Genomic DNA, 25636 nt, shown 5'->3' with positions numbered 1-25636 from the left:
CGGTCAAACGTACACCCAGGTGTGACGGTTCGAACAACTACTGTCTCATCAATGTGACAGTTAAGTGCTACAGTGGTGAGGCAGAAGGGAGCCGACATGATCACCTACGACAAGCTCTTCATCGGCGGGACCTGGGCCGAACCGAGCAACCCCGAATTGCTGGACGTCGCCTCGCCGCACGACCGGTCCGTGATCGGACGGGCCGCGCAGGCGCGGCCGGCGGACATCGACCGCGCGGTGGCGATCGCCCGCGACGCCTTCGACCACGGCCCGTGGCCGCGGACCGCGCCGGCCGAGCGGATCGCGGTCATCCGCCGCTACAACGCGCTGCGCGAGGCCCGCGCGGACGAGATCGCCGCGCTGATCACCGCCGAGAACGGCTCGGCGCTGTGGTTCACCCGCGCCGGCCAGTCGGGTCTGACCCGGCAGGCCGACGCCTTCCTCCGGGCGGCCGAGGAGTTCGGCTGGGAGGAGACGCTCCAGCCGGCCGGCCCGGTCCGCTCGATGGTGCGCCGCGAGCCGCTCGGCGTGGTCGCGGCGATCATCCCGTGGAACTCGCCGTTCTCCGCGGCCAACGCCAAGATCATCCCGGCGCTGCTGGCCGGCGATGCCGTGGTGCTGAAGGTGTCGCCGGAGAACTCGCTGAGCATGAACCTGCTGGCCGGGCTGATGGCCGAGGCCGGGCTGCCGGCGGGCGCGCTGAGCGTGCTGCCGGCCGACCGCGAGACCAGCGAGCACCTGGTCCGGCACCCGGACGTGGACAAGATCGCCTTCACCGGCTCCACCCGCGCCGGGCGCCGCATCGCGTCGCTGGCCGGCGAGCAGCTCAAGCGGGTCAGCCTGGAGCTGGGCGGCAAGTCCGCGGCGATCGTCCTGCCCGACGCCGACCTCGACGCCGTGGCGCAGGGCGTGAAGTTCGGGTCCCTGCTCAACAACGGCGAGTCCTGCATCGCGCAGACCCGGATCCTCGCGCCCCGCGGCCGTTACGACGAGATCGTCGCGGCGCTGGCCGAGATGGTGGCGTCGCTGCCGGTCGGCGACCCGAGCGACGACAAGACGTTCATCGGGCCGATGGTCCGCCCCGACCAGCAGCAGCGCGTCCGCGACTACATCGAGCTTGGCATCGCCGAGGGCGCGCGGGTGGTCACCGGCGGCCCGCAGGTGCCCGTCGGCCTGGAGCAGGGCAACTACGTCACCCCCACGCTGTTCGCCGACGTCGACAACTCCATGCGCATCGCCCGGGAGGAGATCTTCGGCCCGGTGCTCGTGGTCGTCCCCTACGACGACGAGGACGACGCCGTCCGCATCGCCAACGACTCGGACTACGGCCTGTCCGGTGGCGTCTGGTCGGCCGACCCGGAGCACGCGCTGGCGGTCGCCCGCCGGCTGCGCACCGGCACCGTGACGATCAACGGCGCGCCCATCGGATTCGACGGCCCGTTCGGCGGTTTCAAGGCCAGCGGCATCGGCCGCGAGTACGGCGCCGTCGGCCTGTCCGCCTACATCGAGTACAAGACCGTGACCGTGTCATGAAATCCTTGGGCTCGAGGAAACGGTTACTGGCCTTGAGCGCCTTGGCCTTGGCGGTGCTGCTGGCCTCGCTCGACCAGACCATCGTCTCCACCGCGTTACCCCGGATCGCCGCCGACCTCGACGGTTTCGACGACATCGCCTGGGTCAGCGCCGCCTACCTGCTCGCGTCCACCGCCGCGACCCCGTTGTGGGGCAAGCTCGGCGACATGCTCGGGCGCAAGCGCCTGTACCTGATCTCCACGGGCGCCTTCCTCGTCGCCTCCGCGCTGTGCGGCCTGGCCCGCAACCTGCCGGAGCTGGTCGGATCCCGTGTGCTGCAAGGGATCGCCGGCGGCGGCATGATCGTGCTGACCTTCGCGCTGGTCGGCGACATCGCCGAACCCGCGCAGCGCGGCCGGTACCAGGGCATGATCGGCTCCGTCTACGGCGTCGCCAGCATCGTCGGCCCGCTGCTCGGCGGCCTGTTCACCGACGTGCTGTCCTGGCGCTGGGCGTTCCTGATCAACGCCCCGATCGGCCTGGTGGCGCTGGCAATCGCTTTCCGGGCGCTGCCGGCAGGCCGCCGCGGCGAGACTGCCGGCGTCGACTACCTCGGGGCGACACTGTTGGCCGGCCTCGCCACGGCGCTGGTGCTCATCGCGTCGTTCGGGCAGCGGTGGGGCTGGGCGTCGCCGCCGATCCTCGGGCTGATCGTGGTGGCGCTGTTGCTGGCGGCTCTCGTTGTCCCCGTTGAACAACGGGCGGCGGCGCCGATCCTGCCGCTGTCGATGCTGACGTCCCGCACCGTCGTGCTGGCCTCGTTGATCGGCTTCATCGCCAACGTGGCGATGTTCAGCGTGCTCGTCTACCTGCCCACGTACCTCCAGATCGTCGACGGCGTGACGGCGACGTTGTCCGGCGTGTACATGCTGCCGCTGGTCGTCGGACTCGTCGCCAGCCAGTCCATCGCCGGCCGCTGGGCCGCGCGGCGGCAGCGTTTCGTGCTCGTCACGGGCATGGCGCTGAACGTGGTCGGCCTGGCGCTGCTGAGCACCCTTGCGCCGAACACCTCGGCCGTCGCGCTCGCCGGCTACTTCCTCGTGACCGGCGTGGGCATCGGCATGGTGCCGATGGTCGTGCTGACCGCCGTGCAGAACTCGGTGCGCCCCAACGATCTCGGCGCCGCCAGCGCCGTCGTGACCTTTGCCCGGTCCATCGGGGCGGCGCTCGGCGTGGCCGTCTTCGGCAGCGTGTTCACGAGCGACTTCGCCCGCCGGCTGCGCGTGCCCGGCGTCGACCCCACCCGCCCGGACGGCATCGCCACGCTGCCCGCCGACGTCCGCGAGGCCGTGCTGGACGTGTTCGCCCGCGCCATCGGCGAGACCTTCCTCTGGCTCACCCCTTTGGTGGTGGTGGGCGCGACGCTCGCCCTGTTGCTGCGGACTCGGCCCGTTCACGTGTGATGGTCATGCCCACCAGAAGTCGGCATTGTCACGCGGTGGGCGAAAACAGTACTAGTGGCGGGTTGTTGGGCCTGGCCCGCCCGGGGACGCTGGCGAGGGCTCCGACGGGCGGGGCCACGAAAGGAAAAGCCCATGACTCGCAGGGCGATCTCTGCCGCCCTCACGCTGGCGGCAAGCCTTTTCGGAGCAGCGCTGGTCGCCCCGGCGGCCCACGCCGCGGCCTGCGGCGACCAGGTGATCGGCAACGCCGACTTCGAATCCGGCACCGCGCCGTGGACCGGCTCGACGGCCGCGGTCGTCGCCGGCACGTCGGCCGAGCCGGCGCACGGCGGCAGCCGGCTGGCGCTGCTGGACGGCACCGGCCGCACCCACACCGACACCCTGTCGCAGTCGGTGACCCTGCCCGCCGGGTGCTCGTCGGCCACGCTGACGTTCTGGTCCCACATCGACACCCAGGAGACCACCACCAGCACCAAGTACGACACGCTGGCGGTGCAGATCGGCTCCGACACCGTCGCGAGCTACTCCAACCTGGACAAGAACACCGGCTACGTCCAGCGCAGCGTCGACGTGTCGCGCTACCTCGGCCAGACCGTGACGCTGACCGTGACCGGCAAGGAGGACTCCAGCCTCGCCACCAACTTCGCGCTGGACGACTTCGCGCTGACCACCGGCACCGGCAACCCGCCGCCGCCCCCGGACTCCACCCGCACGCCGATCAGCCCGGCGTACACGGTGAACCTGACGTCCAACAGCACCGGCGACACCTGGACCGGCCACCAGAGCGTCACCTTCACCAACGGCTCGGCGACCGCGCTGCCCGAGGTGTACCTGCGGCTGTGGGACAACTGGCACGGCTCCTGCCCGAGCACGCCGATCACCGTCACGAACGTCACCGGCGGCACCGCGTCGGCGCTGAGTGTGGACTGCACCGCCATGAAGGTGACGCTGCCGTCGCCGCTGGCGCAGAACCAGTCCGCCACCATCGGCTTCGACCTGAGCATCGCGGTGCCCGACGGCGCCGACCGGTTCGGCCGCGACGGGGCGTACAGCATGATCGGCAACGCGCTGCCGGTGCTGGCGATCCGGGACGGCTCCGGCTGGCACCTGGATCCCTACACCAACAACGGCGAGTCGTTCTACACGGTGGCCGGCGACTTCGACGTCACGCTGGTGCACCCGACCAGCCTGCTGACGCCGGCGACCGGCACGTCCACCGAGACCACCAGCGGCAGCACCACCACGACCCGCGCGACGGCGTCGAAGGTGCGCGACTTCGCCTGGGCCGCCGGGCCGTTCGCGAAGGTCAGCACGACCTCCCCCAAGGGCGTGCGGGTCAACGTCTACTCGGTCAGCGGCATCTCCTCCAGCAGCGCCAACTCCATGCTGAGCCTGGCCTCGGACGCCGTCGACGTGCACGCCGGGCGGTTCGGCGCGTACCCGTACGGTGAGCTGGATGCCGTGCTGGACAACAACTTCTGGTTCGGCGGCATGGAGTACCCGGGCTTCGTGCTCGACCTGGTGTCCAATGTCGCGCTGCCGCACGAGATCGCGCACCAGTGGTGGTACGGCATCGTCGGCGACGACGAGTACAACTCGCCGTGGCTGGACGAGAGTTTCGCCGACTACGCAACGGATCTGTACCGCGGCGTGACCGGCGCGGGCTGCGGCATCACCTGGGCGTCGGCCGACGAGAAGCTCACCAACTCGATGGCGTACTGGGACGCGCACTCCTCGCGGTACTCGACGGTCGTCTACGGCTACGGCAAGTGCACCCTGCACGACCTGCAGCGGCTGATCGGCGACACCGCGATGGCGAACCTGCTCAAGACCTACGCGCAGTCGCACTGGTACGGCGTGTCCACCACGGCCGAGTTCAAGGCGGCGGCGCAGGCCGCGGCCGGCTCGACCGACCTCACGTCGTTCTGGGCCTCCCACCGCGTGGTCGGCTGACCCTCTCCAACGCAGGGAAGGACGCCTTACCCTCGTTCAATGCGGGTAAGGCGTCCTTCCCTGCACCAGCTCCAGGTCTTTGACCTGGGGCTTTTCCCTGCGCGGTGTTCTATGTAGTATGTCATATTACCTAGAATGGAGGCCGGTGTGAGCCCGCGGCGGAGCGACAGTCGGGAGCGGATGGTGCGCAGCACCACCGAGCTGCTCCGTGCGTACGGGGTGGGCGCGACCAGCCTGGACCGCGTGCTCGCGCACAGCGGCGCCCCGCGCGGCTCGCTCTACCACCACTTCCCCGGCGGCCGGACCCAGCTGCTGGAGGAGGCCGTCGCGCTGGCCGGCGACGTCCTCGACCGCATGCTGGCCAAGGCGGCCGCCGGCGACCCCGTCGACGCGCTGTTCGGCCTGTGGCGGGACCAGCTGCTGGCCAGCGAGTTCCGCGCCGGCTGCCCGGTCGCCGCCGTGGTCGTGGACGCCGACGACGACACCCCGCAGCTGGCCCGGGCCGCCGCGGAGATCTTCCGCCGCTGGCAGGACGTCATGGCGGAGCTGCTGGTCGGGCGCGGTCTTCCCGAGGCGCGAGCCCGGCGGCTCGCCTCGTTCACCGTCAGCGCGGTCGAGGGCGCGCTGATCCTCTGCCGCGCCGAGCGGAGCACCGCGCCCCTCGACGACGCGGCCGCCGAGGTCCGCGAGCTGGTCGAGCACGCCCTGAGACAAGGAACGTAAATGTCCATTGCAGACGTCACCGGCCTGGAGACCCTGCGGCGGGTGCAGGCCGACCCGCCCGCCGACTTCCCGCCCATCCGGCAGCTCATCGGCATGACCTTCGACGTCGTCGAGCCCGGCCGGTTCGTCGCCTCGCTCACCACGCGGCCCGAGTACGCAAACCCGATGGGCACCGTGCACGGCGGCATCATCGCCACCTTGCTCGACACCGTCATGAGCTGTGCCGTGCACACCACACTGGCCGCCGGCGTCGGCTACACCACACTGGAACTCAAGGTGAACTACGTCCGGCCGGCGCAGACCGACGGGGAAACCCTTACCGGGGAAGGCGTTGTCATCCACACCGGGCGGCGCACCGCCACCGCCGAGGGGCGGGTCACCGACGCCTCGGGTCGCCTGATCGCGCACGCCACCACCACGTGCATGCTGTTCGAAGCCGCCGTGTAACGCGACTGCCGCGGTGGCCCAACCTCAAGGTGTGAAAGAACCGACCACGACACGCGCCTGGCCGGCGCCGCGCGGGCTGCTCGCCGAGTTCGAGGCCGTCTACCAGGCCGAGGTCGGCCGGATCGCGGCGTTCTTCGCGCGCCGCAGCGCCGATCCGTACACGGTCGCCGACCTGACGTCGGAGACCTTCGTGGAGGCGATGACGTCCTACCCGTCGTTCGACCCGGCGAAGGGCTCGGCGCGCGGCTGGCTGTTCGCCATCGCCCGCCGGGTGTTCGCGCGGCACTGCGAGCAGGCCACGCAGCGCCGGGCGACAGCACTGCGGGTCGCGGGGCGGCGGGAGTTGGGGGCGGACCAGATCGCCGAGCTGGTGGCCCGGATCGACGCCGAGCGGGACGGCCGCGAGCTGATCGACCGACTTGCCGAGCTGTCGGAGGTCGATCGGACGGCGGTCGAGCTGGTGGACCTCGCCGGGCTGACCCCGAAGGAGGCCGCGGCGGCGCTGGCGGTGTCGGCCGGCGCACTGCGCGTCCGGTTGTTCCGGGCGCGGACCCGACTGCGCAGGGAGGAGCGGCAAGATGGGTGAGTTCGAGAACCAGCTGTGGAGTGATCTGCTCGAGGCGCACGGGGAGCAGCTCGCGGCCGCGCACCGGCCGCCCCGCAGCCGGGTGCGTCCGGTCGCGTTGGCGGCCGGCGGCATCGGCGTGGCCGGCGCGGCCCTGGCCGTCACGCTGACGGTGACAACGGGCACGCCGGCATACGCGGTGACCCAGAACGCCGACGGCACGGTCACCGTGGCCATTCACGACATCAGCGGCGTCACGGGGGCGAACGCGCAGCTGGCCAAGCTCGGCGTGCGGGCGCACGCGGTGACGTACGACGCGCACTGCAAGGAGGAGCCGCACCCCGATCCCCGGCACCCCGAGCCGTACGGGTGGCTGATCGAGGAGGTCCCGCAGGATTCGACCGCCATCGACACGGTCACCATCAAGCCGCAGGCGATTCCGGCCGGCGACACCCTGATGCTGGCGACCCGCGTCCATCCCGACGGCAAGGTCGACGTCCAGCTGGGGGTGGTGCGCGACCCGGCGCCGTCCTGCCTGGGCTGGGGGTCGGATCCCGTGATCGAATCCAGCCCCGCGCCGACCCGGTGATCACGTGCGTGGCTCACTTCCCTTTGGGGAGCAGATGAGCCGCTCACGGGCGAGAGTCCGGCAAGCTGGCGGGCATGCGTGTGCTGGTGCTGGGCGGGACCAGGTTCGTGGGGCGGGCGGCGGTGGCGGACGCGGTCCGGCGCGGCTGGCAGGTGACGGTGTTCAACCGGGACCTGACGGGTCCGGCGCCGGACGGTGTGGAGGCGGTGCGCGGCGACCGCACGGCCGGCATCGCCGAGTTGACCGGCCACTGGGACGCGGTGATCGACACCTGGAGCGGCGCGCCCGAGGCCGTGGCCGACGCGGCGCGGCAGTTGGAAAGCCGTGTCGGCCACTACCTGTACGTGTCGAGCGGCGCGGTGTACCGGCAACCGTTGAGGACCGGGATGACGGAGCAGGCGCCGGTGGTCGAGGCCGGGGACGGCGACTACAGCGCGGCGAAGGTCGGCAGCGAGCTCGTGGTCACGCGGCACTTCGGCGACGACCGGGCGCTGCTGGCCCGCGCGGGGCTGATTCTCGGCCCGCACGAGCACGTCGGCCGCCTGCCCTGGTGGTTGGCGAGGGCGGCTCGGGGCGGCGAGATGCCGGCGCCGGGGCCGAGGGATCTGGCGACGCAGTGGGTGGACGCCCGCGACCTGGCGGCATGGCTGCTGGACGCGGCAGAGAAACGCGTGGCCGGGACGTTCAACGCGGCGAGCCCGCCGGGGCACACGACGATGGCGGCACTGCTGGAGACGTGCGTCCGAGTGACCGGCGACCGCGCGGAGCTGCGGTGGATCGACCCGGAGGCGATCACCGCCGCCGGGATCAGGCCGTGGAGCCAGCTGCCGATCTGGGTGCCGCCGAACCATCCGAACCGGCCGGTGCAGGAGCGCGACACGAGTCGCGCTCACGCCGCCGGCCTGCGCTGTCGGCCGATGGCGCAAACGGTTGCCGACACGTGGCGCTGGATGTGCGCCGAGGGCCGGACCCGAATCGCCGACTGGTTCGGTCCGAAGGTGGGGCTGAGCCCGGCCGCGGAGGCCGAGCTGCTCAGGCGGCCGGCGGGCCCTGCTCGATCCGACGGAGCACGGGCGTGAGCCGGTGGAAGTCGTCGCCGCTCATCGGGAACCGCTCGTCCCACCAGGTCGCGCCGAGCTCGGCCAGCGGCGCCACCTGCTCGTGCGAGGTGGTCTGCCCGCCGAGGACGATCTCGAACGGTCCGTCGCCGCGGTGGCGTCGGAGGTAGGAGATCAGGTCGCGGGCCTGGTCGACGGGCGGGATCTGGCCGTGGCGGGCGGTTTCGAACAGCGGCACCGCGCCGTCCCAGCGTGCGGCGCGCCGCATCGGCGGCCGGGCCGGCCAGAAGCCGCCGATCCAGATCGGCGGACGGGGCTGCTGCACGGTGGCGGGCAGCAGGGTGACGTCGTCGACCCGGTAGTGGATCCCGTTGTGGGAGACGGATTCGCCGGTCCAGTAGCGGGCCAGCAGCGCCAGCCCCTCGTCCAGCCGCGCGGCCAGCAGCACCGGATCGGTGGGCTCGCCGAAGCTGCCGAACTCGTCCCCGATCGGGCCGCCGAGGCCGGCGCCGAAGACCACCCGCCCGCCGCTGAGGCCGTCCAGGGTCGCGACCTGGCGGGCGAGCTGCTCCGGCCGCCGGCGGGCCACCGGGGTGACCAGCGTGCCGAGCCGGATCCGGGTGGTGGCAAGCGCGGCCGCGGTCAGCAGCAGCCACGGGTCGCCGAACGGCTGGCCGGCCCGCATCCGCTTGTCGTGCACGACGTGGTCCCACACGAACAGGCCGTCCCAGCCCGCCTCCTCGGCCGCCACGGCCACCCGGGCCACGTTCCTGGCGTCGGCGAAGTCGCCGAAGTTGGGGATGTTGATCGAGTAGCGCACCCTGGCATGCTCGTGGCGCGTGGCCGGCGCCGCAACCGGATATCAGCCACTCATGTTCAGTCGGCGACAAGTAGGTTCGCCGTCGGTCGCTGGGGGTCGGCGCCGCGCTCCCGCTGACGGCGCACGAGCCACCGCCCGCGGGCGACGCCGGCGCCGCCGTGCTCGGGATGCACCAGGTAGGCCGGTGCGGTGTTCTCGAACACCGCGATGCCCAGACCGGTGCGGTCCCAGCCGGTGTAGTTCGTCCACCAGCACGTCCCGTCGTCGGCGACGAGCGTGTGCGGGTTGTTGCCGTCCTCGCCGCGGACGAGTTCGACGCCGGTGCGGGTCACCGGCCGCCAGTGCCGCTCGCGCCGCAGCTCGGTCATGCCGAGCATGCCCAGCGGCACGACGATCAGGTCGCCCTGGGCCTGCAATCCGTCCACCACCGGCACGGCGACCTCACGAGAGAGGTGGTCGAGCACGTCGAGGCCGGACAGGTCGAGGAGTTCCGCGAGTTTCATGGTGATCACCTTGGGGGAGTCGGGGTTCAGGTGCGGCGTTGCAGCCGCGCGTACTGGGCGCCGGTCAGGCCGTAGGACCAGCCGGCGGCCTCGACCGGGTCGGTGAACCACGGCGGCACCCGCAGCCCGTACCAGCGGCGCGTGCCGTCGCGTTCGACGGAACCGTTGACCGCCAACAGAAGCCGTACCTTCAACGGCGACTTGTCGTCGTACAGGCGCAGTTCGCGGCCGGGATTGCCGGGATCCGGTGCGCGGCCCAGCAACCGCAGGCCCGCCCGCTCGATGTAGTTGGGCCAGCCCAGGTGTTCGATCGCGCAGCGGCGCACCTCGATGTTGCGCTCGGCGGTGATCCGTTCGACGGTCGGGTCCGCCACCACCCACTCCGGCACGCGCGCGCCGTGCCAGCAGTGCACCGCCCAGCCGTCCGGGAACAGGATGGCGGGCCCGTCCTCGTGGTGCAGCCGCCGCTGGCTGTCCAGCCTGATCGCCAGCGGCCGCTCGGCCATCACACAGCGGCCCTCACGTGGCCACCACCAGCCGCAGGACCGGACCGTGGCCGCCCACAACTCCAGCTGCTCGGCGTCCCCCGGATCGAGCTCGATGCCCAGAACCTGCTGGCACGCCTGGTAGAACGCCACCCACTCGGCCTCCTGCTGGCCGTACCAGTAGAGGCCGTAGTGCTTGTTCACCTCGGCCCGTATCCGGTCGGCCACCGCCACCCGCAACGACTCGCGCAGCGGCTGCCGCACCTCGCTGTCCACAACGGATAGATTGTGCGGCTTGAGGTGCTCGTCGAGCCGTTGGCGCAGCGCGGACAGGAGATTGGCCAGCCGGCTGACCAGCGGCAGATCGCCGTACGAGCGCAGCACGGTGGCGGACGGTTCGAGCACGGTGCCGACGGCCCCGGGCGAGCCGATCCAGACGAACTCGGGCGGCGGCTGCCCCAATAGGGAATACAGCCTGGTCACGGCCTCTTCCGCTGCCGGACGGTCGGCGGAGGAGGTGCTCAGCCCGTGGTCGAGCCACTCCGTGCGCGATCGCGCGAGCTGGGGCCGGAACTCGGAAACCTCGACGCGGCGGAACTCACGCCGCGGTCGGCGCGTCATCGCGCCAGGGCGGACACGCCCTTTCTCTCGGTCATGCCCAGATCATGGCAGCGCGACCGCCGGTCGCGCAACCACGATCTTTTCCACGGGAAGTGGGGCCGGCCGGCATCGCGGCTGACATGCGGGACGGCCCCACCCTCCACTGTGGTCAGATGCCGGGCGTCGTCGGCACCTTGGACAGGCCCTTGCCGCCGGTGCTCTTGTTCGAGGCGCCGACGATGTTCGGCGACTTCGAGGACGTGCACTGGCTCTGGTCGGTCACGTTGATGCCGTAGCCGTCGGCGCTGGTCACGGTCAGCGTGTTCTTGCTGAACGTGTTGCCGCACCCCGTCTTCTGCCAGACGTTGTGCACCTGGAAGGTGTCCAGGAAGGCGTTTTTCGCGGTGTTGCCGGTGATCGTGTACTTGTCGCCCTTGACGTCGATCACCGAGTCGCCGGAGTTCTCGTTCTTCTCCCCGGTCCCGTCGAAGGTGTTGCCCGAGATCAGGCCGTCGTGCGTGCCCTCCTTGATGTCGACACCCTCGGCGGCCACGTTCGGCCCGATCTTGTTGTTCAGCACCTGGACGAAGTTGCCGCCGTCGGGCGACTTGCCGCCGTTCGCGCCGTAACAGGCCCAGTTGCTGTTGGCGGAGCCCAGGTACACCCCCTCGCCGAAGCCCGGCTGCTCCAGGCCGGTGTTGTAGACGGTGGAGTTCTTGATCACGCCGTAGGCGCTGCTCTTGCGGAAGTGCAAGCCCTCGTACCCGATGTCGTGCACGGTGACGCCGTCGATCGTGACGTGCTGGGCGCCGTCCATGACGATGCCCTTCTTGGAACTGGTGACGGTGAAGCCCTTGAGATTCCAGTAACTCGCGCCCTGGAGCCACATGCCGTAGCCGACCTGCCCGGTCGGGCAGTCGGTGTCGCCCGGGTTGAACAGCGGGTCGTGCAGCACCGCCTTCGCGCTGCCCACCAACGTGATCGGCGCGGCCGCGGTGCCGGGCGTGGCGGCGATGAACTGGTGTTCATGCGAAGCTCCGTTCGAGGTACTGGGCGAAGGTCGTCGTGCCCTGGGTGTACGGCTCGTGCGGCAGCAGCGCGCCGCCGGCCATGCCGCGGCCGACCCGGCCCGGCAGCCGCACCGGGACGACGACCTTGCGCAGACCCTTGGCCCGCACCAACTGCCGGGCCATGTCCGGCATCCGCATCGTCTCCGGGCCGGCGATCGGCGGCAGATACTTGGCCGGTTCCTGCCCGACCTGCGCGACCAGCGCGCGGGCGACCTCCGCCGCGGCGACCGGTTGCGACAGCGAGCTCGGCACGATCACGAACGGCCCGCGGGTGTCGTCGATGAGGGTCTCGGGGAACTGGTGGAACTGGGTGGCGCGCAGGATGCTCCACGGCAGCGGGCCGTTGCGCACGACCTCCTCCTGGGTGCGCTTGCCGGCGTAGTAGCCGAGGTCCACGTCGTCGATGCCGACGATGGACAGCGTGATCACCTGCCGCACGCCGGCCTCGGCGCCCGCGGTGACCAGGTTGTGCGCCGTCGCGGCGAAGAAGCCGATCGCCTGCCGGCGCCGCAGGGTGACGATGTTCGTGACGTCGACGATCTCCGCGCAGCCGGCCAGCCGTCCGGGCAGGCCGTCCCCGCTGACCAGATCGACGCCGGTCGACCGGGCCAGCACCACCGGTTCGTGCCCGGCGGCGTCCAGCTCGGCCACCACCAGCTTGCCCACTAGGCCGGTCCCGCCGGCCACCGCCACTCGCATCGGTCTCTCCTCACGCTCGGTTCGCCCCCTCGACCACGCGGCGCGCCGAAACGTGACGGCGTCACGGCGGGTCGGGGTCCGGCGGCGGCTCCGGCTCGTCGTCCCGGCCCAGGTAGATGCGCACGACCTGGGCCGCGAACCGGTGAATTCGCGCCGCCACGGAAACGGGGTCCCGCGGCGCGCGGGACTCGTCCGCCGAATTGCTGTCGGGCTCGATCACTGGTGTCCTTCCGCCGGGAGCACCCGCTACGACCGGGCAGCGGCGCCGGACGTGACAGCGCGGCGTGTCACGAAACGGGCGGCCGCGCGGTCGAGGGGGCGAACCGACGAAGGAGGAAGGATGGTCGTGGGCGGCGCCGAAGCCCTGGCCCAGTTCGACGAGGTGCGGCCGAGCCTGTTCGGCATCGCGTACCGGATGCTCGGCAGCGTCGCCGACGCCGAGGACGTGCTGCAGGAGGCGTGGCTGCGCTGGGCCCGCACCGACCTCGACGACGTGCGCAATCCGGCGGCCTTCCTCACCACGGTCACCACCCGGCTGGCGATCACCGCCGTCACCTCGGCCCGCGCCCGCCGCGAGGTCTACGTCGGCCCGTGGCTGCCCGAACCCGTGTCCACCGCGGACGACCCCACCCTCGGCGCGGAGCGGGCCGAGGCCCTCGACCTGGCGGTTCTGCTGCTCCTGGAACGCCTGCCGGCCCGCGAGCGCGCCGCCTACGTGCTGCGGGAGGCGTTCGACTACTCGTTCCGGGACATCGCCGAGGTGCTGGAGACCACCGAGGCCAACGCCCGGCAGCTGGCGCGGCGGGCCCGGGTGCACCTGGCCGACGAGCGGCACGCCCCCGTCGCGCCGGCCGAGCGCAGCCGGCTGCTCGGCGCGTTTCTGGCCGCCGCCACCAGCGGCGACCTCGCCGCGCTGGAGAAGCTGCTGACCGAGGACGCCGTGTCGTACTCCGATGGTGGCGGCGTGGTGTCAGCCGCGCGGATGCCGGTCGTGGGCCGGGAACGGGTCGCCCGGTTCATCGCCGGCATGGCGACGAAGTTCGGCACCGGCCTTCAGGCGTCGATCGTCGACGCCAACGGCGGTCAGGCCGTGCTCATGACCCGGGACGGCGAGCCGGTCGCCTTGATCGGCATCGACGCCGCCGCGGACGGGGTTCGGCGGTCCCTGATGGTGGTGAACCCCGCCAAGCTCGCCGGGCTGGTGGCGTGACGTCGCGGGCGCCGCCGCCGGCGGCGCCCGCACCCGTCAGAGCTTGATGACCCGCACCCAGGTCCGGAAGAAGCGGCGGTCGTCCGTGGTCGGCGCCGGCACCGGGCCGGTGAGCGCGTCACGGCTCGCCTGCCGCTTGAGCTTGCCCTCGGCCAGCGGCGCCGTGCCGGCTCCGGGGATGGAGACGTTGCTGTAGCCCTCCCAGTTCTCGTCCAGCAGCTCGTCGATGAGGTCGGCGCGCAGGCGCGCGTCCGTGAGGGCGAGCCGGTTGATCACGGCGTTCGGCGTCTCGGCGAGTTCCATCAGGTTGAACCACATGACCTGGTCCACCTGAATCACCTTGAGGTACTGGGAGAACGGCTTGGGCGACTTGTGCAGGGCCCGGACCATCCCCTTGATGGTCGACGGCGCCGAACGGAACGCCTTGCGCGCGGCCTTGGCATCCTGCACGTGTTTCTCGCTGTAGGTCTTGCCCAGGAAGGTGAGGAGCTGGTTGCTGGTGACCGTCCGGCCGCCCAGCTGCGGGCTCATGTGGTGGATCGCCTCGTCCACGAACGCCACGAACTGCTTCGGCTTGACCGTCGCGATACTGATCTCGGTGGGTCGGCCCAGCTGGCCACGGACCCACCGCAGGTCGTCCATGAACTTCTCCGGCAGCGTCAGCACGATCTGCGCCTCGTGCTCGTCGACCACCGCCGGGTTCAGGATGTACTCCGGCCCCGGGATGTCCACTTCCGTGTCGTAGTTCAGGTTGACGAACAGCGTCTGCCCGTAGGTGTCCTTGTGCAGAATGTCCTTCACCACGGTCTGGCGCCTGCGGTAGTAGTGGATCTCGACGACGACCTTCCAGCCCTTCCCGACGAACCCGCTGCGGCGCAGGTAGTCCAGCTGGCGGGCCGCGTTCATCGTGAGCAGGCTGAAGCGGACCAGTTGGCCCTGGATGCCGATCGCCTCGACCAGCTCGAACCCGTTCAGGTTGCCGGGCAGCGAATGGGCGAGGGTCCCGTCCGCCTCGAAGTTCGACGGCAGGTCCACCAGCTTGATCTGGTCGAAGTCCTGCTGGCTGGCCGGGATGACGGGAAGCTCGAACGCGCCGACGAACATCACGTGCTTGTCGTGGGAGGTGTCCTTCTTGATGCCCCCTTCCAGCGCCTCCACCATCGCCTTCTGGAGAGCCAGGTCCGGGCAGTCCCCGACGAACGGCCGGGCCATCTCCCTGAGAAGTCTGGCCGATTCCCCGGTTTCCATAGCTGTCATGGGTTTCACCGCATTCTGTGGGCGCACCAGTGTGCGGTCAAGCGTAGTAGCGGGAGGCGGCCGTGGAGGTTGATCTCAAAGGGGGGATCTGATCCCTGATCGGAGCAGGGGTAGGGATGGCAGCGGTCACTTGGCGTTGGGAGCATGTCTATTGTGGAGGGTGACCGGCTCCGTCACTCGGGCAGTCCAGTCGTGCGGCGTTGAGGGTTCGCCGTTCTCGGTCACCCTTTCCTCTGTCTCACTTCCGCCGGGGTGGAATTTCGTTGCTGCACGGGATTTCAGGCCATGGCGCGTCGAGGATGCCGGCCCCGCTCGCCATGACGCTAGAATGCTAGCATCCTAGACGTGGATGGCGGCGGGCCGAGGGCCGCGGCCAGGCCGAAGACGAGACGGGGGCGGCGATGCGTGGCGATCGGGAAGCGGGCGGGTCGGTGACAACCGGCAGGCGGCGCACGTTGGGGATGCTGGTGGTGATGATCGGGGTGCTCATCGCGGCGGTGGACGGCACGATCGTGGTGCTGGCGCTGCCGGCGATCGAGCACGACCTGGGCGTCTCGCTGTCGGCGGTGACCTGGGTGGTGATCGGCTACCTGCTGGTCGTCACGGTGCTGGCAACGCAGCTGGGACGGCTGGGGGACATGTTCGGCCGGGTGCGGATGTACCGGGCCGGGTTCGCGGTGTTCGTGCTGGGGTCGGTGCTGTGCGCGGTGGCGTGGAACGCGGTGGCGATCATCGGATTCCGGGTCCTGCAAGGGATCGGCGCCGCCCTGATCGCGGCCAACAGCGGCGCGATCATCTCCGAGCTGTACCCGCCGGCCGAGCGGGGCCGCGCGTACGGCTTCAACGCGCTCGGCTACTCGGTGGGCTCGGTGCTGGGCGTCCTGCTCGGTGGCGTGATCGTCACCTACGTGTCCTGGCGCTGGATCTTCTGGATCAACCTGCCGATCGGCGTGATCGCGCTGGTCCTGGCGGCGAGGGTCCTGCACGACGCCGGCCCGCGCACCCGCCGGCGGCTCGACCTGCCGGGCGCGATCACGCTGGGCCTTGGCCTGTTCGGGGTGGCCTGGGCGATGACCGAACTGGCCTCGGAACCGTTGAGCGCCAAGGTGATCGGCTACCTGATCGGCGGCCTGGCGCTGCTGGCGGTCTTCGTGCTCATCGAGAAACGGCAGCAGGAGCCGACCCTGGACCTGTTCCTGTTCCGCATCCCCACGGTGACGCCGTCGCTGCTGGCCGCGCTCCTCCAGGGCCTGGGCAGCTTCGCGGTGCTGTTCCTGGTGATCATGTACCTGCAGGGTCCGCGTGGCCTGAGCCCGATCGACGCGTCCCTGCTGATGCTGCCCGGCTACGTGATCGGCGCGGCGGTGGGCCCCTACGCGGGGCGGCTGGCCGACCGGCTGGGTCCGGTGATCCCGGCAACCGTCGGACTGGCGATTTCCGTTGTGGCGCTGGTGATTTTCGCGCAGATGACGACGACCAGCGGCCTCTGGCTGGCCGCGCTCGGCAACGCGGTGATCATGATCGGCGGCAGCCTGTTCTACCCGGCCAACAGCTCGGCGGTGATGAAGGCCGTTCCGCCGCAACGGCTGGGCATCGCCTCCGGTCTGCTGAGGACGTTCGCCAGCATCGGCATGGTGTTCTCCTTCACCACGGCCATTCTCGTCGCCGCGAACGCCATCCCGCGCGGCACGGCGTTCGCGATCTTCGTCGGAACCACGAGCCTGCACGGGGAACTCGCCACCGTCTTCACCGACGGCCTCGGCACGGCCTTCTACACGCTGACCGGTGTCATGGTGCTGGCCGCGGTCCTGTCGGCGATGCGCGGAAAGGCCGCGTCGATCGCCGACCCGGCCGGCCGCTGACCACGTCAGAACCTGCCGGCGGCCACGTCGGCCAGCGTGACGCGGGAGATCTCGTAGTTGGTGCCGCCGCCGGTGTCCTTCTTGCCGATGTAGCCGTGGAACCGGACCGGCACGCCCGTGTCGGCGGTGACGACCAGGATCTGGGTGAAGGCGGGCATGGACCTGATGCCGGCCTCGACGGCCGGCTCGTTGTCCGTGAGGGTGAGGGTGGGCTTGCCGTTGGTCACGGTCGGTTCGACGGTGACGTGCGGCAGCGTGGAGATCAGCCGCATCACGCCCTCGCGCACGGCCGGGTTGCCGGCGCCGACCTTGAGCGCGTTCACGCTGTTGGTCCAGATCCAGTCGTCGACCTCGTATTTCGGGTTCGCCGGATGGGTGTCGCGACCGAAGGCGTCGTAGGCCATCCGCTCGCGGGCGCGGTCCAGGTCTGCCTTGGCGGCGTATTCCGCCGCCGCGACGTCCTGGACGAACGCGGGCTCCCGCACGCTGTTGTGGCCGGCGACCAGCGTCGGCAGGCGATCCCGGTCCAGGCTGACGTAGCCCGTGCCGTCGTCGCCCCACAGTTCCCAGCCGACGGACCGTTTGCCCGAGTCCTCGGCCTCGTCGGACTTGATCAGGGTCGCGTCGCCGGGGACCTTCGGGGCCGTCGCGATCTTGTCGGCGAGCAGCAGCAGCGGTGGCTCGGCCACGTCGGGCCGGCCTCGGGGGCCCACGGAGGTGCCGATCGCGACTGCCGCCACCGTGACGGCGACACCGGCACCGGCGAACCGGATGGTCGCTCGGCGCCGCAGGCGGCGGCCGCGGCGCTCGATGGCCACCAGGTCCGGCTCGAAGGGCTGCTCGGCGACGATGTCGTGCAGCGCGGTGCTCAGGAGTTGTTCCTGCGACGTCATAGCGGCAGTTCCTCTCGGTTCAGAACGGTTCGCAGTGCGGCCAGCGCCCGCGACGCCTGGCTCTTCACGGTGCCCTCGCTGCATTTCAGGACGGCGGCGGTCTCCCGCTCGCTCAGGCCCTCCAGGTAGCGCAGGACGACGGTCGCCCGCTGGCGCACCGGCAGCGACAGCAAGGCGTGCAGCAGCTCGTCGCGCTCGACGAGGCGGGTCGCGGGATCCGGCGCCGACGCCTCCGCCGCGACGATGTCCGTCGGCGGCGCCGCCCGGCGCTGCCAGTGGCGATTGGCCTCGTTGACGAGGATTCGCTTCACGTAGGCGTCCGGGTTGTCGGCCCGCCGCACCTTCCGCCAGTGGCGGAAGGCCTTGGCCAGGGCCTCCTGGACCAGGTCGTCGGCCAGGTGCCAGTCGCCGCACAGCAGATACGCGGTGCGGTGCAGCGGTGCGGCCCGGCTCCGGACGAAATCCCGGTACGCCTCGTCCGTGCGGGTTTCGGTCGTCACACAGAACCAGACACGGCTTCGCCGTGAAAAGTTGTCATCGACGGGCGAACACGAACGCCTGCGGCACCGCCGCGTCCGGCTCGCACAGCCACTGGGCCTCGATCGCGAACCCGGCGTCCCGCAGCCAGGACGCCACCGTGTCCGGCCGGCGGCGGTGCACGTGGACCTTCATCGGGTGGCCGCCGTAGCCGGCGGTCTTCAACCGCGACTCGTCGCCGACGTGGAATCCGAGCTGGAGCGGCCCTCCCGGGCACAGCACCCGGTGGAAGTGCGCGAACACGGTCGGCACCTCGTCGTCGGGGATGTGGATCAGCGACCACCAGGCGATCAGGCCGCCCACCGAGGCGTCGGGCAGGCGCAGGTCGGTCATCGAGCCGACCTCGAACCGCAGGCCGGGGTGGTCGCGCCGGGCCATGTCGATCATGCCGGGGGAGAGGTCGATGCCGAACGCGTCGACGCCGAGCCGGTTCAGGTGCGCGGTGACGTGCCCGGGGCCGCAGCCGACGTCGGCCACCGGCCCGGACTGCACCTGCTCGGCGAACACCGCCAGCGCGGCGCGCAGGTGCGGATCGCCGGCGATGGCGTCGCGCATCTTGTCGGCGTAGCTGACGGCGACGGTGTCGTACGAGGTGCGGGTGTCGGCCAACCAGTCGTCCACGACTGGATCATCACAGGTTCGGTGGCAGCCCGCCGAGGGTTTCCTGAAGCCGCGTGGCGGTTTGCCTGACCGCCGCCACGAGGTCGACGGCGTCCGGAGGGCCATCCGCCAGCATCCTCCGACCCGTCGGCGACACAGCGTCCTACGTGTCCGGTGTGCCGGCGCGGGATGCCTTGAGCGCCAACCAGAGGTCGACCCGATCGGGGGTGGAGTCGAGCCGTTTCCGGGTCAGCTGCTCGACGCGGCCGAGCCGGTGCCGCAGGGTGTTCACGTGGATGTGCAGCAGCTCCGCGGTGTCCTGCCAGCGGCCGCCGGTCTCCAGGAAGGTGGTCAGCGTCAGCTCGAGGTCGGCGTGGTGCTCGGCGTCGTACGCCGCGAGCGGCGCCAGCAGCGACTCGCGGAACGTGTCGAGCACGTCCTGGTCCTGGAGCGCGAGCAGCAGGTTGTGATCGCCGCTCAGGTCGTGCGAGACGACCACGCCGCCGCCGCGCCGGCGGCCCAGCTCGCACGCGTGGCGGGCCTGGACCAGGCTGCGCCGCAGATCCGACACGCGGGCGACCACCGGTCCGGTGCCCGTGGCGATCGCGCCGAGGCGGGCGGCGAGGTCGCGCGCCAGGTCGCGGATCGCAGCGTCGTCCAGCTGCTGTGCGGTCAGGACGAACATCAACTCGTTGCCGCGCAGGGCGACGACGCCGGACCGGTCGAGCTCAGTCAGCCACCGCTCGGCGGCGCGCAGGGCCGCCTCGCGGTCGGCCACCGAGCTGACCATCGCCACCAGCGGACCGAGCGGATCCAGGTCGTAGTACGGCATGCGGGCCGCGGCGGTGTCGAACTGGCGGCCGAGAATGAGCGAGATGACCTCGCCGGCCAGCCGGCGCTCGCTCTCGCGAACCGCCCGCTCCTTGGCCAGGATGAGGCCGACGACCGGGCTGGCGGCGTCGAGCCGGGGCCGCACCTCCACGTCCACCGTGGCGGCCCGCACCGCGATCACCGCGTCGTGCCGGATCCCGATCGGGAAGGCGGTCCAGCCCGGCACGCCCTCCCGTACGTCACCCGAGGGCACCTGGGCGCCCGCCCGCGCCAGCTCGCGGCCGTCCCCGTCACAGATCCAGACGTCGAGGCCGGTGGAGCGGCAGACCAGACGTGCGACCTGGGCCAGGGCGCTGCGCGGCTCGTCCAGCTCGGCCGCGGCCAGCAGGTCCGCGCTGAGCTTGAGGGCGTCGTGCAGGCTGCGTTCGCGCTTGTCCGCCAGCCGATCGACGAACCACTGGGTGATGGCGATGAACGGGGTGCTGATCGGCACCAGGAACAGCGGGACGCCGCGCTCCCGACAGGCCCTGACCACCGCCGTCGGCACCAGTTCGTCGCCTTCGAGCAGGCCGTAGCCGATGCCGGCCACGTCCCGGCGGCGCAGGGCCGCGACGAACGCCGCCGCCGAGTGCCGCCGGCCGCGCCAGATGCCGGCGGTCAGCACCAGCTCGCCGCCGACGAGGTACGGCGAGGCGTCGGCGAGTTCCGTGACGTGGACCCACCGGATCTCCCGGTCGAGGTCGCCGCCCACCAGCAGATCGAGCCGCAGCGCCGGTTCCGCCAGCAGATCGCGGAGCGTCGTCACTGGAGGATCCTACGACGCTTCGGCACGAATTCGCCATGTTCGCCCAATGCGTCGCGGGCCCGGCATGAGTCACGCTTCCCACCTCGAAACGCCAGCAGGAGGCACCCGTGACCGAGTCGTCCGCCATCGAGAAGCGCTCCATCGACTGGGTGCCCGACACCGAACGGCACGGCAAGCTGTGGACGCAGGGCCCGTTCTGGTTCATGGGCAACTTCCAGCCGTTCACCGTCGGCATCGGCCTGCTCGGCCCGACGGCGTTCGGCCTGACCGTGGGGCAGACCGCGCTCGCCGGCGTGCTCGGCATCCTGCTCGGCACCGGGTTCATGGCCTTCCACGCCTCGCAGGGGCCGAACTTCGGGCTGCCGCAGATGATCCAGTCCCGCGCCCAGTTCGGGTACCGCGGCGTGATCCTCGCGCTGGTCGCGACCGCCTTCACCTTCGTCATGTTCAACGTCGTCGACGTCGTCATCCTCAAGCGGGGGCTGAGCGGGATCTTCGGCTGGGACCCCGCCGTCGTCGCGATCGGCTGCACCGTGCTGGCCGCGGTGATCGCCATCTACGGCCACGACTGGCTGCACCGGGCGTTCCAGATCCTGTTCTGGGCGTCGCTGCCGCTGTGGCTGGTGCTCACCGTCGCCATCGCGACCGGCAACGGAGGCGGAGGGGGCGGCGATGCCGGGGCCTTCACCTGGGCCGGCTTCCTCGGCATGTTCGCCGTTGGCGCTTCCTACAACCTCACGTACGCGCCGTACGTTTCGGACTACTCGCGCTACCTGCCCCGCGACACCAAGCCCGCCTCCATCGTGGTCTCCGTCTTCGTCGGCGCCTCCGCCTCGCCGATCTGGCTCATCCCGGTCGGCGCGTGGCTGGGCGCGAAGCTGGGCGTCAGCGACGCCCTGGCCGGCATCTACGCCTCCGGCAACCACGTCGTGGCCGGCTTGGGCGGCGTGCTCACGGTGCTTTCGGTGCTGGTCCTCGTTGTCACCATGGGGTTGAACGCGTACAGCGGCATGCTCACCGTGGTCACCGCCGCCGACTCGCTGCGCCCCGTCAACCCCACCCGCCGGCTGCGCGTCGTCGTGATCCTCGTCCTCGCCGTCGTGTGGTGGATCCTCGGCAGCGTCCTCGAGAACGCCAGCGCCGCCCTCAGCGACAGCCTGCTGGTCATGCTCTACCTGCTCGCGCCGTGGACCGCCATCAACCTCACGGACTACTTCTTCGTCCGAAGAGGACACTACGCGATCACCGATCTGTTCACCCCCAAGGGAATCTACGGCGCGTGGAACGGCAAGGGCATCCTCTGCCTGCTGCTCGGCGTGCTGGTGGAGATCCCGTTCGTCGTCGTCGGCACCGACTACGTCGGCTTCCTCGCCGAGGACTACCTGCACGGCGTCGACATCTCGTGGATCATCTCGATGGCCGTCGCCGGGGGCCTGTACTTCCTGCTCACCCGCGGCCTGGACCCGGGCAGCGAGGCCGACGCCATCCAGGAGAGCGAGCGGCTCCTCACCGACACCGGCGTGGCCCGCTGACTGGACAGGTCGCCTCGGACGGTCCATAGTTGGACCGTCTAATTTTGGAACGTAGAGGGGACCTCCGGTGAACTACGTCCGCGGCTTCGCGCCCTGGCTGTGTTACGCGCTGCTCAGCGCCTTCGACTGGCGCCTCGGGCTGAGCGCCGCCGCCGTGGCCTCCCTGCTGCTGCTCGTCGCGCAGCTGCGGGACCGCAACGTCGACCTGCTCGGCGCCGCCACCACCGTGTTCTTCATCGTCATGGCGGTCATCGCCATCGTCGACCCGACGTCCGGACTGGGCCGGTGGATCACCGTCCTGGCCAACGGCACCCTCGCCGTCACCGCCCTCGCGTCGCTGGCCGTGCGCCGGCCGTTCACCCTGTCGATCTCCCGCAAGCAGGTCCCCCGGGAGCTGTGGCACGCGCCGCGCTTCATCCACGTCAACGTCGTGCTGACCAGCATCTGGGCCGCCGCCTTCGTCGGCGGCGCGGTCGCCGCGGCCCTGATCATCGCCCTCGACAACGCCGCCACCGTGCCGCTGATCGCCGTGCAGGTCCTCGCGTTCGTGATCCCGCTCGTGGCGTCCGGCCGCTACGCGGCCCGCGCCCAGGCCAAGGCGAGCCGCGTCCTCGCCGAGCGCGCCGTGGCGGAGCCCCAGGTCTGACCGGTCGACACCTTCGGTATCAACCGAACCTGAACTCGCGGTGGCGCCGACCGACGCGTTGTCGGCGCAACCCGCGTCACATCCGGTCGATCGCCGCCAGCGCCCGCCCGAGTGTCCATTTGGGACAGACGCCCGCGCAGCCCATCCGAGCGGAGCCAGTCGCGAACCGGCCGCGCCGGGTTGTCCGGATACCACCACAGCGACGGCTCGTGCCCTTCGCCGATGTCCTGAGCCCAGTGCTCCACCAGGGCCGCGATGCCCGCATCCGCCTCGGCCCCCGTCAACAAGTCGAGATGTCTCAGCCATGGCGTCAGATCCTGCTCGATGTGACCCGCCGCGCAGATCAACTTCTCGACGTCGTCCGGCCTCCGTCTGCCCGTGACCGCTCGTTCGAGAATCCGGCCCACGGCCTCCCACAGCGCGATCCGCTCCTCCTCTGGCCGTCGATCGGTCCCAGTCCCAACGCCGCGCAGCGCATTGAGCCCGTCGATCCAGACGGCGTTGCGCTCCGCGATCCGTTGCAGGCCGATCGGACTTTGGGCCACGTGTAGGTAGGTGGTGCCGAGGGATTCCGCGACCGTCGGCGCCGTCACCAGCAGCTGATTGCCCCCGACGACCACATCGCAGTCCGCCGCCGCGTTTCGCAGCGTCGCGAACTGGTTGGCCACGATCGCCGGCACGATTCTTTCCGGGTCTCGCAGCGCTTTCTCCCACCCCACCGGGCCGATCCTCGCGAACTCCAGCCCGTGGAACTCCACCAGGCCATGGAACTCCGGCGATGCGCACAACCGGACCCGCCGCCCCATGCGCTTCAGCCGGACGCCGAGCACCAGCAGCGGCTCGACCTTGCCGCGACCTCCGATCGTGGACAGCGGAACTCGCATCCCGGCACTGCTCGCCCTCGCGCGAACCCTCGCACGATGCGGGCGGCCATGACCGGTCTCACGCCCTCTACCCGGCGCACACCAGGGGTTTCCCTCACGGGCCGCCGGCCCTCAGCCCTTTCCGGCAGCGATGCGCCGAACCACCTCCGGCAGCAGCTGATGCTCAACCGCCAGCACCCTCGCCGCCAGGCCCTCCGCCGTGTCCCCGGCCATTACCGGCACTTCGCGCCGTGCGATCACCTCGCCGGCGTCGTATTCCGCCGTGACGTGGTGCACCGACGCCCCCGTTACCTCATCGCCCGTCGCGAGCACCGCCTCGTGGACCGCCATCCCGTACATTCCCGGGCCGCCGTGCCTGGGCAGCAGCGACGGGTGGATGTTGATGATCCGGTTCTCGTACGCCGCCAGCGTGCGTGGGCCGAGCTTCTTCATGTAGCCCGCCGTCACCACCAGGTCGACGCCTCGCGTCACCAGCTCGTCCAGCAGCGCTGCGTCCAACTCCTCCGGCGTCCCATGCGTGCGCACCGACATGTGCCGGCTCGGAATCCCTTGCTCGCGCGCGTACTCCAGCGCCCGCGCGCCGCTGTTGTTGCTCACCACCAGGCAGATCCCGAACCCGGCATCGTCCCTCAGCGACGCCTCGTGCAGCGCCCGAGAGTTCGACCCCGTGTGGGACACCAGAACCGCCACTTTCAGCTGCGCCACAACCAATCTCCACACCTTCGGGCGATCCTCGACGGCCGGCGCCGCCGCCACGCCATCGCCGTCAGATCTTGGCACAACGCAACAAGCCGCCGGTGGAGATCACCGACGGCCTGTTTGACCAGTACATACAACTGGTGGGCGATACTGGGAATGAACCAGTGACCCCTACCGTGTCAACTATGGACGGTACATTTCGCTGACCAGCGGAAATGCGCTTTCGCAGGTTGGCGCAGGTCCGTTCAGAGTCGTTGAATGCAGTTCAGAGCCGTTGAACGCGTCTGTCTGCTCCCCATTTGCTCCCCAACGCTCCCATCGCCCCACCGATGACACCCGGACCGGTCGGCCACTCGTTCTTCAACAGGTGTCGACGGCCGGCCAAGAACGCTCGGTCGGTGGCATGAGTGGACCTCAGGCCGAGACCCCGACCGACGGCCGGCGGCGTTTCACCCGACACCTCCGAACATTCGTAGTCAGAGCTGAAGCGACTGGGTGCCGAGGACGGCGGCGAGGGCCAGGCGGTCGGCGTCCTCGGTGCCGGGCTCGGCGGTGTAGACGCTGATGCGCAGGTCGTCGAGGGCGACGAGCAGTGTGTCGCAGTCGAGGGTGATCGGGCCGACCGCCGGGTGGTCGATGGTCTTGCGCCGGGACGGGTCGGCCAGAGACGGCGGGGCCTCGGCGTCCCAGAGCTCGGCAAATCGCGGGCTGCCGGCGGCCAGGTCGGCGACCAGCCGCCGCAGCGCGCGGTCGGCGGGGTAGCGCGACGCGGTAAGGCGCAGGTCGGCAACGAGCCGGGCTTCGTGTTCGGCCTGTTCCTGCGGAGTGTGCACGACCCGCGAGGGCAGCCGGGTGACGTTGCGCCAGACGGCGTTGCGTTCCAGCCCCCGCCAGGTGGTCGTGTCGCCCATGAGCGCGTGGTAGGGCGCGTTGGCCAGCACGAGCGTCCAGGTGGCGTCGTAGACGACCACCGGCGTGTGCGAGAGCCGGTCGAGCAGCCGCTGCACGCTTGGGGTGACCCGCGAGGGCACGACGTCCGGGCCGGGCGCGGCGTGCCCGGCCAACCGGTAGAGCAGGTCGCGTTCGGTGTTGGCCAGGCGCAGTGCGCGGGCCAGCGACTCCACGACCTGCGTCGACGGTGCCGTCGCGCGGCCCTGCTCGAGGCGGGTCAGGTAGTCGGCCGAGATGCCGGCGAGCGCGGCCAGTTCTTCGCGGCGCAACCCGCTGGCCCGGCGCCGCCGGCCCGCCGGGACGCCGACGGCCTCGGGCGCCACCCGGTCGCGCCAGCGGCGCACCGTCCGGCCGAACTCCCACGCCTCCACGTGGTCCATTCTGGACGAGCCTGCACCAGTTGTCCTGGTACCGGCAGTCCTACGAAAACCGGACGGCTGCC

Annotated in this window: 26 protein-coding genes; 12 read left to right on the top strand and 14 right to left on the bottom strand. The window is 70.9% G+C overall.

The annotated features are described in order from the left end of the window. The first annotated feature begins 96 nt into the window (after window positions 1-96). From BCF44_RS51965 to BCF44_RS51935, 8 genes are all read left to right on the top strand, one after another. Window positions 97-1533, top strand: coding sequence for an aldehyde dehydrogenase (locus BCF44_RS51965; protein ID WP_116182019.1), 1437 nt, complete (start codon window positions 97-99; stop codon window positions 1531-1533). Window positions 1534-1565: 32 nt separating this feature from the next. Then, window positions 1566-2975 (top strand): MDR family MFS transporter, encoded by a 1410-nt coding sequence (locus tag BCF44_RS51960; RefSeq protein WP_246016307.1) that lies wholly within the window; start codon window positions 1566-1568, stop codon window positions 2973-2975. 132 nt (window positions 2976-3107) lie between these two features. Then, entirely contained in the window at window positions 3108-4928 is a 1821-nt protein-coding gene (locus BCF44_RS51955) for a M1 family metallopeptidase (RefSeq protein WP_116182017.1), read from the top strand. A gap of 147 nt (window positions 4929-5075) precedes the next feature. Further along, the gene (locus BCF44_RS57160) at window positions 5076-5651 is read left to right on the top strand and encodes a TetR/AcrR family transcriptional regulator (RefSeq protein WP_246016306.1); all 576 of its coding nucleotides are present in this window, start codon (window positions 5076-5078) and stop codon (window positions 5649-5651) included. Further along, window positions 5652-6098 (top strand): PaaI family thioesterase, encoded by a 447-nt coding sequence (locus BCF44_RS57155; RefSeq protein WP_211353658.1) that lies wholly within the window; start codon window positions 5652-5654, stop codon window positions 6096-6098. 31 nt (window positions 6099-6129) lie between these two features. Beyond that, window positions 6130-6684 (top strand): RNA polymerase sigma factor, encoded by a 555-nt coding sequence (locus BCF44_RS51945; RefSeq protein ID WP_170218224.1) that lies wholly within the window; start codon window positions 6130-6132, stop codon window positions 6682-6684. Beyond that, window positions 6677-7252, top strand: a complete 576-nt coding sequence (locus tag BCF44_RS51940; RefSeq protein WP_116182015.1) for a hypothetical protein — start codon at window positions 6677-6679, stop codon at window positions 7250-7252. The genes BCF44_RS51945 and BCF44_RS51940 overlap by 8 nt, the downstream gene beginning before the upstream one ends. 74 nt (window positions 7253-7326) lie before the next feature. Next, entirely contained in the window at window positions 7327-8331 is a 1005-nt protein-coding gene (locus BCF44_RS51935; RefSeq protein WP_116182014.1) for an NAD-dependent epimerase/dehydratase family protein, read from the top strand. On the opposite strand, the gene BCF44_RS51930 is transcribed toward BCF44_RS51935, so the two are convergent. The 6 genes from BCF44_RS51930 to BCF44_RS56310 all read right to left on the bottom strand — a co-directional run bounded on the left by BCF44_RS51930 (window position 8285) and on the right by BCF44_RS56310 (window position 12707). Then, window positions 8285-9130, bottom strand: coding sequence for an LLM class flavin-dependent oxidoreductase (locus tag BCF44_RS51930; RefSeq protein WP_116182013.1), 846 nt, complete (start codon window positions 9128-9130; stop codon window positions 8285-8287). The genes BCF44_RS51935 and BCF44_RS51930 overlap by 47 nt on opposite strands. Window positions 9131-9186: 56 nt before the next feature. Continuing rightward, window positions 9187-9633, bottom strand: coding sequence for a hypothetical protein (locus BCF44_RS51925; RefSeq protein ID WP_116182051.1), 447 nt, complete (start codon window positions 9631-9633; stop codon window positions 9187-9189). A gap of 26 nt (window positions 9634-9659) precedes the next feature. Continuing rightward, window positions 9660-10739 carry a DUF6745 domain-containing protein gene (locus BCF44_RS51920; RefSeq protein ID WP_116182012.1) on the bottom strand — a complete coding sequence of 360 codons (1080 nt, stop codon included), beginning with the start codon at window positions 10737-10739 and terminating at the stop codon, window positions 9660-9662. Window positions 10740-10887: 148 nt separating this feature from the next. Beyond that, a complete protein-coding gene (locus tag BCF44_RS51915; RefSeq protein WP_116182011.1) occupies window positions 10888-11691 on the bottom strand; it encodes a right-handed parallel beta-helix repeat-containing protein in 804 nt (267 codons plus the stop codon). Between the two features lie 52 nt (window positions 11692-11743). Continuing rightward, the gene (locus BCF44_RS51910; protein ID WP_116182010.1) at window positions 11744-12487 is read right to left on the bottom strand and encodes an SDR family oxidoreductase; all 744 of its coding nucleotides are present in this window, start codon (window positions 12485-12487) and stop codon (window positions 11744-11746) included. A gap of 61 nt (window positions 12488-12548) precedes the next feature. Next, entirely contained in the window at window positions 12549-12707 is a 159-nt protein-coding gene (locus tag BCF44_RS56310; protein WP_170218223.1) for a hypothetical protein, read from the bottom strand. A 120-nt stretch (window positions 12708-12827) separates the two neighbouring features. On the opposite strand from BCF44_RS56310, the gene BCF44_RS51905 reads away from it, so the two are divergent. Then, window positions 12828-13697 (top strand): RNA polymerase sigma-70 factor, encoded by an 870-nt coding sequence (locus tag BCF44_RS51905; protein WP_116182009.1) that lies wholly within the window; start codon window positions 12828-12830, stop codon window positions 13695-13697. A gap of 36 nt (window positions 13698-13733) precedes the next feature. Here BCF44_RS51905 and BCF44_RS51900 read toward each other — a convergent pair whose 3' ends face one another. After that, window positions 13734-14954, bottom strand: coding sequence for a hypothetical protein (locus BCF44_RS51900; protein ID WP_147329015.1), 1221 nt, complete (start codon window positions 14952-14954; stop codon window positions 13734-13736). Window positions 14955-15385: 431 nt separating this feature from the next. Between BCF44_RS51900 and BCF44_RS51895 the strand changes: the two genes are divergently transcribed. After that, window positions 15386-16816, top strand: coding sequence for an MFS transporter (locus tag BCF44_RS51895; RefSeq protein ID WP_211353657.1), 1431 nt, complete (start codon window positions 15386-15388; stop codon window positions 16814-16816). A 5-nt stretch (window positions 16817-16821) separates the two neighbouring features. On the opposite strand, the gene BCF44_RS51890 is transcribed toward BCF44_RS51895, so the two are convergent. From BCF44_RS51890 to BCF44_RS51875, 4 genes are all read right to left on the bottom strand, one after another. After that, window positions 16822-17709 (bottom strand): hypothetical protein, encoded by an 888-nt coding sequence (locus BCF44_RS51890; RefSeq protein WP_116182006.1) that lies wholly within the window; start codon window positions 17707-17709, stop codon window positions 16822-16824. Further along, a complete protein-coding gene (locus BCF44_RS51885; RefSeq protein WP_116182005.1) occupies window positions 17706-18209 on the bottom strand; it encodes a SigE family RNA polymerase sigma factor in 504 nt (167 codons plus the stop codon). Before BCF44_RS51885 ends, BCF44_RS51890 begins: the two co-directional genes overlap by 4 nt. 34 nt (window positions 18210-18243) lie before the next feature. Continuing rightward, window positions 18244-18867 carry a class I SAM-dependent methyltransferase gene (locus tag BCF44_RS51880; RefSeq protein ID WP_246016305.1) on the bottom strand — a complete coding sequence of 208 codons (624 nt, stop codon included), beginning with the start codon at window positions 18865-18867 and terminating at the stop codon, window positions 18244-18246. A 142-nt stretch (window positions 18868-19009) separates the two neighbouring features. After that, window positions 19010-20482, bottom strand: a complete 1473-nt coding sequence (locus BCF44_RS51875) for a PucR family transcriptional regulator (protein WP_116182003.1) — start codon at window positions 20480-20482, stop codon at window positions 19010-19012. A gap of 107 nt (window positions 20483-20589) precedes the next feature. On the opposite strand from BCF44_RS51875, the gene BCF44_RS51870 reads away from it, so the two are divergent. After that, on the top strand, window positions 20590-22014 hold the full coding sequence (locus BCF44_RS51870) for a purine-cytosine permease family protein (RefSeq protein WP_116182002.1): 1425 nt from the start codon (window positions 20590-20592) through the stop codon (window positions 22012-22014). A gap of 67 nt (window positions 22015-22081) precedes the next feature. After that, entirely contained in the window at window positions 22082-22660 is a 579-nt protein-coding gene (locus BCF44_RS51865; RefSeq protein WP_116182001.1) for a hypothetical protein, read from the top strand. Here BCF44_RS51865 and BCF44_RS51860 read toward each other — a convergent pair. The 3 genes from BCF44_RS51860 to BCF44_RS51850 all read right to left on the bottom strand — a co-directional run bounded on the left by BCF44_RS51860 (window position 22588) and on the right by BCF44_RS51850 (window position 25574). Then, window positions 22588-23544, bottom strand: a complete 957-nt coding sequence (locus BCF44_RS51860) for a glycosyltransferase (RefSeq protein WP_116182000.1) — start codon at window positions 23542-23544, stop codon at window positions 22588-22590. The genes BCF44_RS51865 and BCF44_RS51860 overlap by 73 nt on opposite strands. A 111-nt stretch (window positions 23545-23655) precedes the next feature. Further along, window positions 23656-24300, bottom strand: coding sequence for a phosphoribosylglycinamide formyltransferase (purN, locus tag BCF44_RS51855; RefSeq protein WP_211353656.1), 645 nt, complete (start codon window positions 24298-24300; stop codon window positions 23656-23658). Window positions 24301-24719: 419 nt separating this feature from the next. After that, window positions 24720-25574, bottom strand: coding sequence for a helix-turn-helix transcriptional regulator (locus BCF44_RS51850; RefSeq protein ID WP_211353655.1), 855 nt, complete (start codon window positions 25572-25574; stop codon window positions 24720-24722). Window positions 25575-25636: the final 62 nt, after the last annotated feature.

This window comes from Kutzneria buriramensis (genome assembly GCF_003387475.1).
Classification (GTDB): Bacteria; Actinomycetota; Actinomycetes; order Mycobacteriales; family Pseudonocardiaceae; genus Kutzneria; species Kutzneria buriramensis.
Note: the sequence above shows the minus strand (reverse complement) of the source record. Positions and strands in the feature narration are given on the sequence as shown.